Genomic DNA, 17,269 nt, shown 5'->3' with positions numbered 1-17,269 from the left:
CGGCGTTCACGAATAGTCTTCAGCCTTGGGCTGCCGCCCATGCTTCTGCATCGACGAGTTCCATGATCCGCACAAAGCGCAGGCCGCGAACTGGGCCGGGCAACGAGAGGGCCTCGGCGAGCTTGCTCGTGTCGATCAGGCCCAACGCGGCCATGCGTCCGCCGAGCAGCATGTCGCGGATGGCGAGCCGATGCCGGTCGAAGATCGCCGCGACGAAGCCGGTCGGTGTGCCTTTCGAACGGCGCGAGACGATCGCTGCGGGGAGATCCGATTCGAAGGCGAGACGCGCCACCGCACGGTCTCGGCCCGGCGCCAGCCAATGCCAGCTCGGGACGCGCAGGCACGCCTCGACGACGGGCTGCGAGACCAGTGGTGAGACCGCACGCTGCGGTGCCTGGGCGTTGATCGCCTCGACCAGGTTCTGCGCCGGAACCAGCAATGCGACATGCGCCGCCCGGCCTGGTAGAATATCGGGTGGCGGCAGGAACCAAGGATGCGCCGGTGTGTCGTGGACGATGGCGCGCGCAACGTCCGAGAGAAAGTCGATCGCCGGCGCTTGGCGTGGGGCAGGCGAGCGGAACCAGGCGCGATGTACCGCACGCCAGGCCAGCGTCCAGATCCCCGCCTGCCCGAGATCGCCTAGCACGCGCGCCGAGTCCCAGAAACAGCGACCTGGACCGCGTGAGGCGAGGCAGTCGGCAAGGATCGCGACGGTCCGGGATGCGAAGAAGACATTGTCGCCGCCGCCGCCGTCGATGACGCGGTCAGCGCCCCATTCCACCGCCATCTCCGCAGCGATCGCGTCCTGCGCCTGCGTGAAGCAGCGATGCACCGGATAGGGCATATGCGCCGCGCCGGAGCTGCGGACATCGATGCGCGCCAGGTCGAAGCGTCGGGTCTGCAGGTCGATGCCCCCCGCTTGGGCAGCCAGCGCCGCATAGTGGCGCTCATCGCTAGCCGCGTCGTGTCCGACGAGATTGAGCCCGATAACGTCGGCGCGCATCCCTTTGAGACCGGAGGCGACGATCGCGGAATCGAGGCCACCGGAGAGCAGCAGGACCAGACGCTCGCTCCCGGCCGCACGGGCACGAACAGCGTGATAAACGGCGCTCCGGACTAGGTGCGTCGCTTGCGCAGCATCGTTGATCTGCCGATCCGGCGCGACATGCGTCCAGGGTGACCACAAGCGTCGCTGGGTAGTGCCGTCTGCCGACACGGTCAGGCGATCGCCGCCGCGCAGCTCGGCGACCCCGACAAGGCAGGTCTCGCTCCGACGCCATTCTGGTTGGGCGATGTGGCGCGCCAGCGCGCCGGGGTCAATGATGCGGGGGCAACCCAGCGCTTCGAGCAGCGCGAGTTCGGAGGCGAACAGGCGAACGCCGTGTGCCTCGGCATGGTAGCAGCCAAGATCGCCGAAGGGCGCGCGCACGATACTGGTGACGCTTTCGCCAGACAGAAAGGCAACATAGCTGCCCCAATAGCGGTCGATCAGCATTGCCCCGCGCGACTGCGTAATGTTGCTCCATGCGGCCTCGCCGAGCGTCTGCTCCGCCCGCGTGATGTCGCGGTCGAACAGGTCGCCGACGATGGCATGGCCTTCAGGATGTGCGATCCGGTTCGGGTGATCGCTCCACAGCAGAAGGCGGTCGGTCGCGATAAGCGGGGCGAGCGCCATTGCTGCCGTGCGCGCCCTTTCGATCGCAGGCGGCGGCAGGGAGATACCCGGAGGTGACACCAGCGCAAGGAAGCGCCGACCCTTCACAGGACGAGTATCGGCGTGAAGGTCCGCACCATGTCGACGCGGTCATTGATCACCCGGTCGCCTTGTTGGACCCAGCAATGCGCACAGAAGGGGCCGAGCTGGACGCCTAGTACCAGTTCGGGCGAGACACCCAATTCGATCATGCGCGACGCCACGGCGATCGACTGGGCGAGACAATTGTCGCGCTGGCTGCGGATACGCGACGCGGCGGCAAAGCCTGCCATGATCTTGTCGATCTTCCCTTTCGCAGGGGCACCCGATTGGGCCAGTCGTGTCTTGCGCGCTTTGAAGTGCGAGAGCGTCCGGCCGAGCCCTGACCACCGCAGACGCAAGCGCGTGCTGTCTAGGCTGGCAAGCGCGCGGCTGGTTGCAATCCAGCCGACAGGACCCAGCGGACGGTCGAGGATGCTCGACGACGGAACTGGGATGGGAGCGCATAGCGCGGGCGTTTCGGTTCTAGCGGACGGGATTAGCATGCCGCGCGACACAAGACCCTCCAAATGCCGGTCGTCGACCGGCAGCATGCCGTCTACCATCTGCCGGAAGCTGTGCTCGACGATCTGCGACAGGCAGAAATACCGGTCGGCGACGATGTCTAGGAAGAGGAGGCGGTCGCCTACCTCGCAGTAGGAGATGCCGTCGCGGAGCGAGTAGCTCATGGTCGAACCCCGGATCGGCGCACGATCCTTGAAGGACCGTGCGCCGACGCGGTCAGTCTTCGGCAATGCCGAAGGGTTCCTGGCCGTTCTTGGTATCGATGACGAGACCGGCGGCTCCTTTCGTCTCGACGCTTGCGGTGCCCAGGTCGATCAGATCGTCTTCGCGTTCCATGATGCTCTCCTTGGTCCTGCTGCGATGTGCAGCGAGAGCAGACTAGGAAGCTTGGTCGGCAATCCGAACTTTATACGGATTCTATATCGATTTTGTTGGCCAGACCGGTCCGCATCATCGCGCGCGATAGACCGCGCGAACGAGTGCGGCTGCGGCGCGGCGACGTCGGCGGTGATAGCTGGCACACAGACGCCTGAAGGCGGCGTGGTCATCGGCGCTGACAGAAGCCGCCAGTGCGTCGAGTTCGGCATCGGTCGCGCCGATGATCGCGGGTTCGACCATTCGCACCGCATGCACGTGCGCGTTGAGCCGGTCGACTGCATGCGCGTGCTCGCCATTCTGGGAATGGTGGGCAATGGCGAGAAACAGGGCAGCGGTGCGGTCGGCCAGGCTTACGTCGCCGTTCATCTCTGCAGTGCGCCCGGGCGCAAAGGGGCTTCGCCAGGCGCGCACCGCAAGAAGGAGCAGTTCGCCGGACCAGTCATAGAGATCCTCGAGGCGAGGTTCGTCGAGTGGGGATAGATAAAAGCCGCCCGCCGTCCGCGTCTCGACGAGGCCTTCGCCGGTCAGACGGTGGAGCGCGTCGCGCACCGGCGTGACGCTCGATGCCAGCGTCGTGGCAAGTACCGCCGGGTCGAGCCGTCCGCCAGGTCTGAACAGACCGTGCATGATCTGCATGCGCAGTACGCCATGAACCCGTTCGGCGGTCTGCCCGGCGTTCACGATGTACCTCGCTGCGCCTTCAGATGCGCCTCGACCAGCGCTTCCTGATCCGGGCGCAGCGCATCAACTGCGCCCCGCGGTCGATCGGCCGGCCCATGGAGCAGCACCACAGGGCAGTGCCCTTCGAAATTGCCGAGATTGGCCCGATGCTGGCGATAGCCGATTAGCGCCGCCAGATCGGGCGAGAAGCTTCGCGCAATCTCAGGGGGATAGACCAACCACTGATTCTCATAGGGTTTGAGCCAGCCGAGCGCGTATCCGATGATGATTCCGGGCCGTACCGCCTGCGAACGATTGGCTGCGGCACCGTGCAGCGTCGAACCAAGAAACAGTAAGGCGTCGCCCGGACGCACCGCTGCGGCGAAGGGCGGGCCACAGGTATCAGTCAGGGCAAGCGCACCATGACTGTCGGGCCAGACCAATGTCGCGCCATTTTGTTGGGTGAACGCGGTGAGTGGCCACATCGCGTTGAAGAGATATTCGATGGTGCCGACCGGGCCACGCCACTTGTCTTGATCGCGGTGTGGCAAGTGCGCAGGCGCACTTGGATGGACGGCAATCGCCTGGGTCGCGTTGAGCTGGATGCAGCCACACCAGGCCGCGAGCATGCTCTCAACAATGCCGAGAATCCGCGGGTGCTGGACTAGGGCCGCCGCGCCCGCCGCACGTAGCAGCAGTCGTCCCAATCGCTTGGTGATCGTGCCGTAGAAGCCGCTTTCGCCGAAGGGTATCGTCGCGAAGCTGTTCGCCAGTGCGACGTCGAACGCGCGAATCTGCGCTTGCGGCAGCACATCGTGAAGGAAGCACCAAGCATGAGCGCGAAGGTCGCCTGCGCTTTGAGCGATCAGATCGGAAGCATCCATTCGATCGAGCATGCGCCTCCTCCGTTATGCAGGCTGCGGTGCAGGCGTTGTTCGGAGCGCTGCGGCCGCCCGAATGCCTGCAGCGGCGAGTAGGCCGGGCGTGTCGGCGGCGATGTCGATGCGCAGTGCCGCAAGCAGCGCGCCTTCGACACGCTTTGGGGGGCCCAGCGGACAACAGCGCCAGCCAAAGGCAAGGATCTGCTGAACCCAGCCCAATGTCGCAACTGCACTATAGGCGGTGATGCCATGCGCCAGCGCGTGGTCGACCAGCGCGGTCACGAGCGTGTCGCGCACCGCGCGCCGCTCGACTGCACGCAGATGTCGGTCGAGGCAGAACCGCGAAATCTCGAACATGTCCGGCGCGCGCGGCGGACCATCCTCGCACAGCTCCGGACAGACGCTGTCGAGCAGATGCGGGCGCATGGTCGGCAGGAGGCGTGCCGATCCGAGATGCGTACCGTCCGGCTGCGCCAGGATCAGATAGGTGGCGTGTTCGTCGTCGAACTGGTCGATTTCGTAGCGGTCGGCAAGGACGGGCACGTCCCATTTGAGCAGATCGACGAACACGGACTTGCGCGCCGCGAACATCGCGCGGAACACCGCGTCCGGCACGGGCCGGGCGTCGGATTGCAGTACATGCAGCATGGCATTGTCTCCCTTGACCGTTTCGGTCGAGGGTCGGCGAGGTGCCCTGCGTTGGGCTATGCCCGAAAAGGGGCATAGCGGGTGCGGAAGATATCCGAGAAAGTCAGCGTTCCGTCGAACAGCGTCCGGATCACCAGCAATGTCCGCTTGTTCACGCCGTAGCGCTCGCAGGCCTGCTTGATATGTCGGGCGACCGTCTCCTCGCTGATCCCCAAGATGAGGCTGATTTCCCAATCTCCCTTGCCGCGGGCAACCCACAGGACGCAGTCGCGCTGGCGGTCGGTCAGTCGGGGGCCGGACTGGCCCGGGTTGCTGCTGCGGCCGGTCCAGAGCCGACGGCTCGCCTCGAACGCGAACGCGCCGGCAAGCTGGGCGAGCGGCAGCGTCGTCTCGGGCAGGGGGCACCCTGCTTCGTTGGCGAAGGAACAGGAGCCGCGTGCTTCGCCTGGCACATGGACCGGCACGGTGAAGCCGTTGCCGATGCCGTGCGCCCGCCCAAGGGTAAGAATCTTCAGATCGGTTGGCGTCAGCGGGATCATCGTCGCCATTTGCGACCATCTAAAACCGATGCCGGTGACATGGCTTGCGCGATGCACGGGATCGCACACGCCCAGCGCATTACGGTCATAATAGTCTGCCCAGCGTTGCGGGTAATTGTGCAATCGCATTGCCGCTGGGCCTGCTGCGACGATGTCGACATGATGGCCGAGCGCGAAATATTGAAAGCCGAGCTCGGCAGTAATGGCGGCCATAGCCGAAGCGAGTTCGTCGGCGCTGCCGACGGTTTCCACGATGCGCGCAAGCTGCATCGCCATGCCCATCCATGGCATCTGGTGCTGTCGCGACCACCGGGGGCGTCTCGTGGTGCCCCGAACCCGGCGCTCGCCCTTTCTCATGGCACGGGCCAAGCGGCGGGGCCTCACGCCGCCGCCTGGCGAATCCTGTCATGAGTCTGTCATATCATCTTGTTCATGAAGGTAGAAGTGGGTTTGCGCATTGCGGCGGCAGGACCGGTAACGCCGCTGGCTCGCTAGGTCTATGACGATGGTCTGGTCCTGGCAGGACGATGCCGTCTATCTTTGCCTTCGCGACATCGATCGTGCCGGTCTGATGTGGGAATGGCTGCGCCGCGACCCCAATTACATCGCTTGGCATGCCCGGGCGAGCCGCATCACCGGCGGCCGGATCGTCGATCCCCGCCCGTGGGGACTGCACTTTCGCTGAAGACCCGGCCCGGTCGGCGCCCGCGGCACGGCTCATCTGGCATGCCGATCTTGATCCAGGAACGCTGCGGGTCCGGGCAATGCCGGCCGATCGGAGTGATCCTGACGGTCTCGATCTGGGGCGCGTGGCCCGCTGGCTCACCGTCGTCACCGATTCCGCGGGCTACGACCATGCTGTCCTTTCCGACGGTAGTCACCATATCCGGCTGGATGTCGTAGAGGGACAGTTGACCGACCGAGCAGTCGTACATCTTCACTACCGGCTGCACGGACTCGGCGAGGCAGAAGCGGCGATATTGCCGTTGCGGCAAATGCTGCATCTCCAGCGTCATGGTCGTTTCGGCCGTTCGCTGTTCCCGCGCGATCCCTGGATCGGACGCGGCATCCAGTTGCTGCGTGTTCATGACGCGCTCGCCGACGGTGCCGGGCAGCGCGATATTGGTGGGTTCCTGTTCGGTGCGCGTCGCGTCGCCGAGGAGTGGAACGGCCGATCGGACGCGCTACGATCTCGCGTCAGGCGACTCGTGCGCGAGGCAAGGGCTTTGGCGAAAGGCGGGTATCGCCAGCTGATGCGGCGGCGCCTCTGATGAACCCGCATTATCTTCCGACATCCGCCACCATGGGCCGTGGGCGAGAATCGTACGCGTCCTGGGCGGGGACGTGGTGGTGCGCGAGCCTACCAAACGGGGTGCCGATATTTTGACCTGTGCGACGATCTGTGTGCCGAGCTGCGAGGCTGATCCAAGGTTGAACGCCGCTGGCTCCTGCGGGTTGGCCGTCCCCTGATTGACGCCGCACCCCGCCTGTCGCGCGCGTTTTCGGGACCCCATTTCCAGCGACGCCAGCATGCTTTTCGCGCCTCAGGCGGATGTCGTCACCATCTTGTTCTTGCCCGCCGGACCGGTCGCCCGAAGACGCAGCGACGATCCGAAGCACGCGGCGCAGCTTGGTGGCAGGCGAAGGACTATCATCGACATTGTGCGGGTCTCCCGCCTCTTTCGTGCCAGACCCGGAACCCGTTCTGTCGTGATCGGCGACCCCGGCGGTGATGTCGGCGGCGTTGCCACGGGTGCGGTAGAAAGGTCGATTCTGAACGATCGGGATGCGTCCGCGTTGGGCTCGCCGGATCGTCCGCGTGGCATGTACCGGCGGCATGGTCATCATCGTCGCTGGCGTATCCCGCACCGTTTTCGGCTCCTCGGGCGCAGGACCTGGGACGGCCGCGATCCTGCGAAACCATCGCCGTGCGGCTTATTTCCCCGCCCGCGCCCACCCCTCGCGGCATGCCGCGCGGGGACCCGAGCTTGCGGGCTCCTCGCGGTCGCTGCGCTTCAAATAAGCCTCCGGCTCCGATCCTCCGCTGGCGCTTCGGCCTGCCGGTTCGCAGGCCCGCCGTAACCGTCCCTTAGGTCCGCCCATCGCCCGGAAACGGTTCGGGGCGATTTTTCAGGAGACGAACAATGCCCGCCATCGGTTATGTCACCCGCAACGGAGAAGGCTTCAAAGGCCAGCTCAAGACGCTCTCGATCCGCACCGACATCGAGATCATCCCCAACGCCCGTAAATCCGGCGACACACAGCCCGACTATCGCGTGTCGGCGGCCGGCGTCGAGGTCGGGGCGGGATGGATCCGGCGCGGCGAAATGTCCGGCCGCGACTATGTATCGCTGTCGCTTGCCGCCCCCGAATTCGGCCCGCGTCGGCTCTACGCCAATCTCGGCCGCGCCGCCGGGCAGGATGATGACGACGCCTTCGCGATCATCTGGAGCCCGGCCGATTGAGCGAACCGCCCCGCGTTCGCCAAGGGCGCGGGGCACCGCTCCTAACCTGAAACGCCGGTGTCAGAAGGGGGGCGGAATCGCAGGGATCAATTTGCGACCCTGCCGAAGACGGCCGGATCGATCCAATCCGCGCTTATCAGTCGGCGCACGATGCATCGGCATGGAGGGACTGGAATCATGGATGATGCCGTCGACCGCGCGCAGGCCGCGCGCGAAACCTGCCCCTACCTGACCGCCAAGCAGGCGGCCTTTCATCTCGGCATCGCTTACTCGACGCTGAAAGGCCTGCGCCTCGCGGGAACGGGTCCGAAATGCCGCCTGCATGGCCGTACCTGGCGCTACCATATCGACGACATCGAGGCGTGGTCAGCAGCGCGCGCGCGCGGAGGCGATCGTGGTTGAGCGCCGCGACCTGCCGCTGTTCGCCTGGGGCGACGCGCTGCGCGCCGCCCGCGCACGTCGTGCGATGCTGCGTCGCAGGGCAGCAGCGCTGGGTGCCGGAATCGCCTGTCTTAGCGTCACGGTCGCGCTGCCGCCGCTGCCCCGGCTGGTATGGAATGCGAGCGCCAGCGCGCCCATCGGCCTCTATGCCGTATCGCCCGGAGCGGTGCCCAAACGCGGCGACATGGTGATCGCCTGGCCCCCGGGCGAAGCGCGGCAACTGGCCGCGCAGCGCCACTATCTGCCCAGAAATGTGCCGCTGGTGAAGCGCGTCGCGGCGATTGCTGGAGACGCGATATGCGGCATGGGAAATGTGGTGACGGTGAACGGAACGCCGCTCGCCAGGCGCCGCACCGCTGATGCAGCTGGCCGTCCGCTGCCAGCCTGGCAAGGGTGCGTCCGGCTCGGGCAGGGCATGGTCTTTCTGCTCATGGCGGAGACCCCGGACTCGTTCGACGGGCGCTATTTCGGCCCGACACTCGCGCAGGATGTGATTGGCAGGGCAACCCCGTTATGGGTCCGTTGAAGCCGCTCGCGCTCGCCGTCGCGTGTTTGGTAGCGACCGCCGCCGCAGCTGGCCGGCCAAAAACCGATCCGGTATCCCGCTGGCGCGCCGAGATCGCCGAGGCATCCGCCCGGTTCAGCGTGCCTGCCGCGTGGATCGAGCGAGTGATGCGTGCCGAAAGCGGCGGCCAGACCATGCGCGGCGGACGCCCGATCACTTCGCGTGCGGGCGCAATGGGGCTGATGCAGGTAATGCCGGCGACTTGGGCGGCGATGCGCGCCGCCCACCGGCTGAGCGCCAATCCGCATAACCCTCATGACAATATTCTCGCAGGCGCCGCCTATCTGCGCGCGATGTATGACCGCTTCGGCTATCCGGGGATGTTCGCCGCCTATAACGCCGGCCCCGGCCGGTATGCCGCCTATCTCGCGTTAGGCCACGCCTTGCCAGCGGAGACACGCGCCTACCTGGCGCAGGTGTCGGGGACGCGGGCGGGGGTGTTGCCATCCCTTCCGGAGCGGCAGCCACCCGCCTTGTTCGTCGCGCTTCGGACCAGCGCGGCCTCGGCTGCTCCATCGCCATCGCGGTCGCCGGGTAAGCCGGCCGAAACCCTGTTCGCGGTTCGCAACCCCCACTGATCCAGCATCCACGGCAACCTCGACGAGGGCATGTTGAGGGCGCGGCGGGACTAGAGGCGGGGGAGGGGCTCGTCTCGGCGAGGGCCCAGCATGACGGGCGGCGAAGCGGCTGTGCAAGGCCGGCGGCCCCTCCAATTTTGCTGCGGATCGGAGGCTGCTGCGCAGCCGAGTCTTTTGTTTTCTGCGCAACAAAATCGGTTCCTCCGCCGCCGCTCACGCGGCGCTTCCGGCTTCGCCTCCAGCGACCCTGACAGCCGCTCCGCCGCCCGTCGACGAAGGTCTGTCCTCGATGATGGGGACTTCAAGCGAAGGAGGCGATCATGACCATGTTCCATGTCCTGGGTGCGGCGTCGGCCAACAACATGGATCGTGTGGCGGCAACGCTGGTGGCGGGGCTCGAGATCGAGTTCGGACGGGGCGCGGGCGAGGCGCTGGCGCAGCGGTTCCTGGAGGCCGAAGAGAGCGATTTCCTGTGGGACGCGCGGCTGTCGGAGCGCTGGCTCGGGGTGTATCCGGCACGAGACGATGAGGATCGCGAACTCGATCGGGTCGCGATCTTGGGGCGGCTGGATGGCCGCTGGTTCGTCGCGGTCAGCATCGTCGATGGCGATGGCAACGTGCAGGGATTGATGGGGCGGCGCAGCTTCGGGAGCGAACGCCAGGCACGCGAAGCATTCGTCGCGACGTACTGATTAGGGTATCGGAAACGCCGGGACAGGGTGCCGGACAGGCACCTTCGTCCCGGCTTCTTTTTGCCTTTGCGTGGGCGACAGGGGCGGCAACAGGATGGCGGAATTGGCTGGCAGGAGCGGGAAGAGGGTAGGGCGGCGTAAGGCAAGATAAAGCTATGGCACTGCGTTTCCATAAGCTTTTGCCTGCACATCGTTTTTCGGAGCTACCAGCGGCACTGTCTTCCCGGCGCCAGTGCCGTTCGGCACCGAAAGAACGGCATTCCGCCCCGTTAGCCGGCACCGGTTTTCTTGGAGGCTGCTGGGGATCATGCTTGCCCCTCAACGCCTCCGGAATGACGATGATGGCCGACCACGACAGCTTCTTGCCCATCCTCGGACGCCAGCGCCAGCAGGGCGGCAGGCATGCCCGCCGCTATCTCGGCCGCGTCCTCGCCGCCGCCAATCTTGCACGCGGCGGCATGGCGGCGGCCGGTCTCGCGCGAGGAGCATTCTCGGGCGCTCGGATCGGGCGCGGCGCGGGCGTCGGGCGCGTGCTCGCCATCCGCGGCGGCCATGCGGCATCAAACAGCCGTCGCGTTGTCGTCAAAGCGAGCATCGTCAAGCTCGCCGGCAAGGGGCTGTCGGCCGCGGCCGCGCACCTGCGCTATCTCCAGCGCGACGGCACGACACGCGAGGGCGAACGCGGCACGCTCTACGGGCGCGATACCGATGCGCTCGACGGCAAGGCGTTTGGCGAGCGTGGGGCCGGCGATCGCCACCAGTTTCGCTTCATCGTCTCGCCCGAGGACGGCGATCAATATGAGGACCTGAAACCCCTGACCCGCCGGCTGATGGCGCGCATGGAAGAGGATCTCGGGACCAGGCTCGACTGGGTCGCGGTCGACCATTTCAACACCGGCCATCCGCACGCCCATATCGTCGTCCGCGGAAAGGATGATCGTGGCGCCGATCTCATCATTGCCCGCGACTATCTGACGACCGGCGTCCGCGAACGCGCCGCCGAACTGGTCGATCTCGATCTGGGGCCGCGTACGAGCCGCGAGATCCAGCAGTCGCTGCGCGCGGGAGTCGAGCAGGAGCGGCTGACCTCGATTGACCGGGCCTTGCTCAAAGGGGCGGATGCCGAGCGGGTGGTCGCGACCAAGGGGCGCGACGCCTTCGACCAGACGCTGCGCGCCGCCCGGCTGGCGAAGCTGTCGCGCCTGGGCTTGGCCGAGTCACTGGGCGCCGGCCGCTTCCGGCTCGCGCCCGACCTCGTCGATACGCTTCGGTACCTGGGCGAACGCGACGACATCATCCGCACGATGCAGCGCGAATTTTCCCGTGCCACGATTACCCGGGCACCTGCCGACCAAGCGATCTACGACCCTGCCGCGCCCGACGCTCGCCCGCTGGTCGGCCGGGTGCTCGCGCACGGGCTCGCGGACGAGCATGAAGATCGCCACTACCTGATCGTCGATGGCGTGGATGGCCGCAGCCATTACGTGGCGATCGGCCGAGGCGCGGAAATCGATGGGGGGCTGCCGCGTGGCGCGATCGTACGGATCGATCCGGTCAGGCCGAAGGTGCGGGAAGTGGACCAGACCATCGCCGCGGTCGCTGCTGGCAATGGTGGGCGTTACGATGTGGATGCCCATCTTCGTCATGATCCGACCGCCACCCAGGCGTTCGCTGAAACCCATGTCCGGCGGCTCGAGGCGATGCGTCGGGTATCGGGTATCGTCGAGCGCGAGCCGTCGGGCCGCTGGATCATCGCGCCGGACCATCTCGACCGCGTCGCGGCCTATGAGGCCGTGCGGTTGCGGGACCGTCCGGTCGCGATCACCATACTGTCGGTGCAACCGCTCGATCGGCTGGTGGATGCAGAGGCCGCGACCTGGATCGACCGGGAGCTGGTTTCGGCCGCGCCCATACTCGTCCGCGACGCCGGGTTCGGCCACGACCTGCGCGATGCCCAGGCGCGTCGTCGGCAGTGGCTGGTGGCGCAGGGTTTTGCCGAGGAGGCAGACGGCGGCACGACGTTTAGGAACTACATGATCGCGGCGCTTCAGCGGCGCGAGCTGTTGCGGGCGGCGGGGCAGCTTTCGGATGAGCTCAAAAGACCGTTCTGGGACGCGTCCGAAGGCGCTCGCGTGGAAGGCATTTATCGCCGATCGGTCGATCTCCTCAGCGGGCGCTTCGCGCTGATCGAAAGGAGCAGAGATTTTACGCTGGTGCCTTGGCGTCCGGTACTGGAGCGCCAAGTCGGAAAAGCGGTTTCGGGACTCATGCGCGGCGATGGTATCAACTGGTCAGTCGAAAGGGGGCGGAGCGGGCCGAACATCTCATGATTTCGGCGGACATGCGCGGGCGTAATGCAACAGTTTGCCTGAAAACGTTTCGTTTCACTGCCGAGCAGCGAGTAGAAGGCTAGCCCTTCGCTCACAGAGTGGGGAGGCGATAGGCGACCGGTCGGTAGATTTCGACCTCACTGCCCTGCCTATCCGAGTTTTCTAATTTCTCTCACCAAAAAGCGATCGGGCGCAAGCTTGCTATCACAATGCATCAGCTTGCGATCACAATGCAACGCTCGCTTATCACGCTTCTAACGGCAGGCCCAACTCCAGCCATTTGCCTGTGATAAGCTGTCTGTCAGGCAAGCGCCCAAACTGCACATCCTGTGAAACGGTCGAGCTTCCTAAGGCAGATGTTAACGTGGGAACGTCAGGCGCCTTGGCTGGAGGCTGGTCTCGGGTTGAAAAATGGAACGGCGGCTTTTGGCGTCGTTATCGGCAATTGCCAGCGTCAGAGCCGCCGTAGCTCTACTTCGTCGGCTCACGCTTCCCCCGCGTAAGCTTGCTCAGTCGTAGCGATAGAGCTTCACCTCATGCACGCGCCCTTCGGCCGCATCGCTGCGACGCAGACGCAGCACCTGTCCTTGTCCATTCTCGTCTCCGTTCAGCCGACGTCCGCGCTTCAGGCGTCCCTCGTGCAGCACTAGCTCGTCAATGCTTTCCAGCCCCACAGTGGCCGGACCTGGCGTGTCGGCGGTGAAGGTGATGACAGCATCGCCGCTGCCCACAACAGTAAACGCGTAGGGCCCCGTCTGCAGGAACATGGCTGCGACGCGGCTGTTCGCGTCGATTTGCCCCTCCAGCCCCTCGGCCCGTACCATATTCACAATGTAATCGCCGATGTGCAGGCGGCCAGTGCGCTGCGCTGCGCCCTCCATGATGATGGTGCTGACCTTCCCCTCCGCCTGTTTCTGCACAAGAAGAGGTGTGAGCGGCGCCAGCCGCGCGTATAAGCCGGCAATCGCTAAATCATCGACGCTGCCGGTGCCCACCCCGATGCTGGCATCCCCGGCCGCCGGCGGCGAAGCGGCGCCGTCGATACCGAAGGGGGAGAAGCCGATCGCGTGCAGCGATCCGAAAGCGTACAGCGCATTAGCGGCCCCGGCTGGCCCGCCGCGCGCCTCCGGTACAAACAGAGGATTCCCTGGGCGGGTGTATTGCGAAGCCCAATTGCCGAAGTCATCAAAATAGATGTCGGGGGACAGAAAGTCGAGGGAAGGCGCCCCCGCCTTCCAGATGTCCAGCGCGTGGGGCAGCGGGCCGCCGGAATTGTACTGGCCGGGCTCATAATTCGGCCGGATCAGTGCGGCATTGGTGAACATCGGCAGCTTGTACTGCGCCTTGCCAGCTGCGGTCACCGCTTCCACGAAGGTTGCGTAATGCCACGCCATGAACAGGCTGTCGGTCATCGATCCGCTGCCGAAAACCTGTTGCCAGCTGCCTCCCATCAACCCGCCCGCATTCTCCCACGCCGACCGGAGGTCACGGTTCAGCCTCGTGCGATTATGCGCTAGATACTGCATCAGGGTCGACGGGACCGGACTTGCAAAGGCCCTCTCCGCCGCAGGCGAATGGTCGCGCGCTTGGGGGATGTTGCCCACTTCGTTCTCAACCTGCACCATCAGCACCGTGTGTCGCTCCCCGTCGACGGCTCTCAGGTGGCCCATGAGTTTAGCAAATGCGCGTGCATCAGCATCGCGCGAGGCAGCGCTGAAGGGAGTCAGTCGCTCAGTGCCGCGCCCATCGCTCAGCTTCACCCGGGCGAAGCGAACTTGGTCACGCTTCACCCACGCAGGCACATAGCTCGAGAAGGTGTTCTTCCACGATCCGAACCACAGCAGCACTAGCCGCATGTCGTTACGGCGGGCCTGTTCCAGGAGGCCGTCCAGATTGCGCCAGTCGAACCGGCCTTCGTCCGGCTCGATAGTCTCCCACGCGACGGGCACCAACACCGTGTTGAGATGCATAGCCTTGAGCCTGGGCCAGATCGGCTCCATATAGGTCAAGTCACTGGTACTGGAATTAGCAGTTTCCCCGCCCAGGATCAGGTACGGGGCACCATCCACGATCAGCTGCGTCGCTCCCCCGCGCTGTTCTAGGTGTGGTAGTCGACGATCTTGTGCGTAGCAGGGACCAACTAGTCCGAGCGTGCCCGCAACCCCCATCAGAGCGCCGCTGATCCATTTCCGCACCGGGTCCTCCGCGTTGTTATCGATAGCAGTTGCCTCATTACAGGCGTGGACGCAACTTCGGTCCGTTATTCGCTGGCCCCGAGCTCGCGTGAGCAGAGATGTGTTTACTCACGTCCGGCGGAGCTTGGCGCCGCGTCAACTGCCGACCTTAGCGGCGTAAGCGGTGGAAAGGGAAGTTGGGTAGGGGGGGCAGGCAGCTGCGCGCCCATGTGTGGAAGGCTCTACGTTGGCAAGGGTTTGGGAGCGGATGCACTTGGTGGTCGGTACTGCCATGCTTTGATACGGCTGTCGTAGCCGCCACTCATAATGCTTTCCGTGGACCGGATCCTCGATCACTTACTCGCACTCCGGGTGCGTGAGCGTAGTAGGGTGGTCTGATCCGGCGGTGTCGACTGGCTTTCGTGCAATAGCTCCTTTGCCCTTTCCAACCTGGTCAGCCGTACAGTCTCATGCGGCGACTGCAATCGCTCGCGATAGCGGTCGCCGTGCATCATTATGGCCCATGCGAGCCGGGCTTTTTTTCGCCAGTGCGATGGCAGCCACCTTTGGCTTACGGCGCTCGAGTGGCTTACGGCGCTCGAGCAGACGGACGAGCCAGGTGCGGCGCGTGCTCTGCATCACGCGTCATTGCCTCTGCGATGGCCTCGGCATCGGCCATGTCGTTCTTCTGCCGCTTCACATAGGGCTTCACATATTGGGCAGGCATGAGCCGCACCTCATGGCCAAATCGATCTCGCGAGCCCAACAGTGCGACGTCGCGCAGGCTTCGATTCAGACAAGACGGGGCGGTAGTTTTTCGAAGAACGGCAGCAACCGCGATTGCGTCAGCCGCTTGTGCAAAACGGTGGTGCCAGCTTCATCCAGCCCGTGCAGCTGGAAGACCGACTTCGTGATGTCCAATCCGACCACATGTACGTCCGCCATGGCACTTCTCCTCCATTCGACCGGAGCAGATTAGATCGACTCCGCGGTGGTGGAGAGCCGCCCTCGGTATCACTTGCGGACGTTTGACAGCCGGTTGAACTCCTCAAAAGCGGACGCTGACAACCGGCCTTCAGATCCGCACCGCCGGGGCACGGAATGTGGGACTTACCCGTCGTTCCCTCGCGAAGTGCTTAGCGGCAGGTTCTGCGCCAAAACCCGACACTCAGCGGTTGCCCCATCAGTCTGTATTCGTTTCTGCAACTTTGGGCCGTAAGCCGCCAGTCAGCTCTTAGGCGTGAAAACACGAAAGCGGGCATCAGCATAGATCGGCAGACTCGTGCTATCGGGTAACGCGTCTCTGCCTTACTTGGAGCGATGATCAGCGCCGAAGTGCCGAGCTCCCGATCCCTGCCTCTTTGACCGATCTCGACCAAGGCCGGTCGTTCCCCGTTTAGCTTTCAACGGCAGCTTCTGACAGAACCCGCCATCCGCTCGGCGAGAAGCCGTGTAGCAGCAAGGCGCTCACTTTCGGTCGTTAAGCGCGACGCGCGCCGCTCGCGAAAGCCGATACTAGATCACCAAGCTCAGAGCGCCAGCTTGATCGACCGAGATTGAGAACCTAACTTCCCGACAGCATAGCGCCCTGGCTCCGACGAAGTGGCTATCCCGCACGCATGCAACAGAATGGGGCACCTGGTCAGATTGGGGCGACACGATCGTCCAGCTCGCAAACGGTTCGTTCTGGCGGCAGGATCACTACCATGCAGGAGTCATCGGATGCTGTCCGGGAGTCGTTGTCGAGGATCGGCAGATGCACGTCGAGGGTATACCACAGGCGATCCGCGTCAGGCGCATCGATTGAGCCAACGGGTCAGGCCACGGCCCGGCCAGCGCCGGGCCGCAACGTAAGTCGTCAGGCTGCCGCGACACGCGTGCTCACGACTATGTCGGCAACCTCGGAGAAGTCGCTGATGACGTGATCGGGTTCGATCGTGCCTTGCGCCAGGCTCCAGCGTGGCTGGAAGCCACCTGGGTAGTAAATCGTCTTGAGCCCAGCCGCGCTCGCGGGCTCGATGTCGCGGTTTATCTGGTCGCCGACCATGAACGTGCGCCCACCGGCGTGCGTAAGCGCGAGCATCCGCCTGTAGAGGGCGGCGCTCTTCTTCCCCTCCAGCACGCGCTCGAAGAAATGGAGGATTTCATGCGAGGCCGCGGTCTTTTCGACGCGTCCCCTCGACGCCTCGCTGATGACCAGCAAGCGGGCGCCACCGCGCAGCATCGCCTCAAGCCCATCCCTCACGCCCGGGCGCAGAGCCGGCGTCGCGGAGAGCGCAGCCTGGAAACGAGTGGCGGTGGCCTCAGCTTCGCCCTGCGCGATCCGGTATTCATGCCGCCCACGCATCGCGGCACGCGCCGCAGCGTCCGGGGCGGTGCCCGACAGCGCCTTCTCCAGTCCCCTCACCAGAAGGACAGGTGGATAGCGGAGTCCATCTTGGTGCCGTTCGGCGATTGCTTGGTCGACGGCCCGCACAAACGTAAGCGGATCGTCTTCTGGTACTGCGGCGCCAAGCTGGTCGCCGACCTCCGCGAGCATGTCGATCTGCGCCGCCGCGAAGACGCCGTCGGTGTCCCACAGCGTATTGTCGGCATCGATAAAGACCGTGACTGAATCCCGCGCCGGCATGATTTCTCCAGATCTCGAATCTAGTGTCGCAT

17 protein-coding genes and 1 pseudogene are annotated in these 17,269 nt (G+C 65.0%); 8 read left to right on the top strand and 10 right to left on the bottom strand.

Features of this window, described 5'->3' with window-relative positions; genetic code table 11:
- Positions 1 to 19: 19 nt before the first annotated feature.
- The 7 genes from ACTJKY_RS19750 to ACTJKY_RS19720 form a co-directional block, all read right to left on the bottom strand.
- Positions 20 to 1,675 (bottom strand): asparagine synthase-related protein, encoded by a 1,656-nt coding sequence (locus tag ACTJKY_RS19750; RefSeq protein ID WP_440847804.1) that lies wholly within the window; start codon positions 1,673 to 1,675, stop codon positions 20 to 22.
- A gap of 83 nt (positions 1,676 to 1,758) precedes the next feature.
- Complete coding sequence (locus ACTJKY_RS19745; RefSeq protein ID WP_440847803.1) at positions 1,759 to 2,421, bottom strand: lasso peptide biosynthesis B2 protein; 663 nt, start codon at positions 2,419 to 2,421, stop codon at positions 1,759 to 1,761.
- A 52-nt stretch (positions 2,422 to 2,473) separates the two neighbouring features.
- The gene (locus ACTJKY_RS19740; RefSeq protein ID WP_440847802.1) at positions 2,474 to 2,593 is read right to left on the bottom strand and encodes a benenodin family lasso peptide; all 120 of its coding nucleotides are present in this window, start codon (positions 2,591 to 2,593) and stop codon (positions 2,474 to 2,476) included.
- 114 nt (positions 2,594 to 2,707) lie between these two features.
- Complete coding sequence (locus ACTJKY_RS19735; RefSeq protein WP_440847801.1) at positions 2,708 to 3,316, bottom strand: GntR family transcriptional regulator; 609 nt, start codon at positions 3,314 to 3,316, stop codon at positions 2,708 to 2,710.
- Complete coding sequence (locus ACTJKY_RS19730) at positions 3,313 to 4,191, bottom strand: phytanoyl-CoA dioxygenase family protein (protein ID WP_440847800.1); 879 nt, start codon at positions 4,189 to 4,191, stop codon at positions 3,313 to 3,315. Before ACTJKY_RS19730 ends, ACTJKY_RS19735 begins: the two co-directional genes overlap by 4 nt.
- A 12-nt stretch (positions 4,192 to 4,203) precedes the next feature.
- Positions 4,204 to 4,824, bottom strand: coding sequence for an acyl-homoserine-lactone synthase (locus tag ACTJKY_RS19725; protein WP_440847799.1), 621 nt, complete (start codon positions 4,822 to 4,824; stop codon positions 4,204 to 4,206).
- 56 nt (positions 4,825 to 4,880) lie between these two features.
- A complete protein-coding gene (locus ACTJKY_RS19720; protein ID WP_440847798.1) occupies positions 4,881 to 5,639 on the bottom strand; it encodes a LuxR family transcriptional regulator in 759 nt (252 codons plus the stop codon).
- A gap of 223 nt (positions 5,640 to 5,862) precedes the next feature.
- Between ACTJKY_RS19720 and ACTJKY_RS19715 the strand changes: the two genes are divergently transcribed.
- The 8 genes from ACTJKY_RS19715 (at position 5,863) to rlxS (ending at position 12,434) form a co-directional block, all read left to right on the top strand.
- Positions 5,863 to 6,048: a transcriptional regulator domain-containing protein gene (locus ACTJKY_RS19715; RefSeq protein ID WP_440847797.1), complete on the top strand. Its 186-nt coding sequence runs from the start codon at positions 5,863 to 5,865 to the stop codon at positions 6,046 to 6,048.
- Between the two features lie 79 nt (positions 6,049 to 6,127).
- Entirely contained in the window at positions 6,128 to 6,634 is a 507-nt protein-coding gene (locus ACTJKY_RS19710; RefSeq protein WP_440847796.1) for a DNA -binding domain-containing protein, read from the top strand.
- 873 nt (positions 6,635 to 7,507) lie between these two features.
- The gene (locus ACTJKY_RS19705) at positions 7,508 to 7,828 is read left to right on the top strand and encodes a DUF736 domain-containing protein (RefSeq protein ID WP_440847795.1); all 321 of its coding nucleotides are present in this window, start codon (positions 7,508 to 7,510) and stop codon (positions 7,826 to 7,828) included.
- 177 nt (positions 7,829 to 8,005) lie between these two features.
- The gene (locus ACTJKY_RS19700) at positions 8,006 to 8,230 is read left to right on the top strand and encodes a helix-turn-helix transcriptional regulator (RefSeq protein ID WP_440847794.1); all 225 of its coding nucleotides are present in this window, start codon (positions 8,006 to 8,008) and stop codon (positions 8,228 to 8,230) included.
- A complete protein-coding gene (locus ACTJKY_RS19695; protein ID WP_440847793.1) occupies positions 8,223 to 8,795 on the top strand; it encodes a S26 family signal peptidase in 573 nt (190 codons plus the stop codon). Before ACTJKY_RS19700 ends, ACTJKY_RS19695 begins: the two co-directional genes overlap by 8 nt.
- The gene (locus ACTJKY_RS19690; protein WP_440847792.1) at positions 8,783 to 9,412 is read left to right on the top strand and encodes a lytic transglycosylase domain-containing protein; all 630 of its coding nucleotides are present in this window, start codon (positions 8,783 to 8,785) and stop codon (positions 9,410 to 9,412) included. The genes ACTJKY_RS19695 and ACTJKY_RS19690 overlap by 13 nt, the downstream gene beginning before the upstream one ends.
- A 320-nt stretch (positions 9,413 to 9,732) precedes the next feature.
- Positions 9,733 to 10,104 carry a hypothetical protein gene (locus ACTJKY_RS19685; protein WP_440847791.1) on the top strand — a complete coding sequence of 124 codons (372 nt, stop codon included), beginning with the start codon at positions 9,733 to 9,735 and terminating at the stop codon, positions 10,102 to 10,104.
- Positions 10,105 to 10,436: 332 nt separating this feature from the next.
- Positions 10,437 to 12,434 (top strand): relaxase/mobilization nuclease RlxS, encoded by a 1,998-nt coding sequence (gene rlxS, locus ACTJKY_RS19680; RefSeq protein ID WP_440847790.1) that lies wholly within the window; start codon positions 10,437 to 10,439, stop codon positions 12,432 to 12,434.
- Between the two features lie 509 nt (positions 12,435 to 12,943).
- Here the strand turns inward: rlxS and ACTJKY_RS19675 are convergent.
- The 3 genes and pseudogenes from ACTJKY_RS19675 to ACTJKY_RS19665 all read right to left on the bottom strand — a co-directional run bounded on the left by ACTJKY_RS19675 (position 12,944) and on the right by ACTJKY_RS19665 (position 17,237).
- Complete coding sequence (locus ACTJKY_RS19675; RefSeq protein WP_440847873.1) at positions 12,944 to 14,602, bottom strand: GH35 family beta-galactosidase; 1,659 nt, start codon at positions 14,600 to 14,602, stop codon at positions 12,944 to 12,946.
- A 646-nt stretch (positions 14,603 to 15,248) separates the two neighbouring features.
- A pseudogene (locus ACTJKY_RS19670) lies at positions 15,249 to 15,553 on the bottom strand (IS110 family transposase); the annotation flags it as partial.
- A gap of 913 nt (positions 15,554 to 16,466) precedes the next feature.
- On the bottom strand, positions 16,467 to 17,237 hold the full coding sequence (locus ACTJKY_RS19665; protein ID WP_440847789.1) for an HAD family hydrolase: 771 nt from the start codon (positions 17,235 to 17,237) through the stop codon (positions 16,467 to 16,469).
- Between the last annotated feature and the right edge of the window lie 32 nt (positions 17,238 to 17,269).

This window comes from Sphingomonas sp. 22176 (assembly GCF_052045505.1).
Lineage (GTDB): Bacteria > Pseudomonadota > Alphaproteobacteria > Sphingomonadales > Sphingomonadaceae > Sphingomonas.
This window is presented reverse-complemented; position numbering and strand designations above follow the sequence as displayed.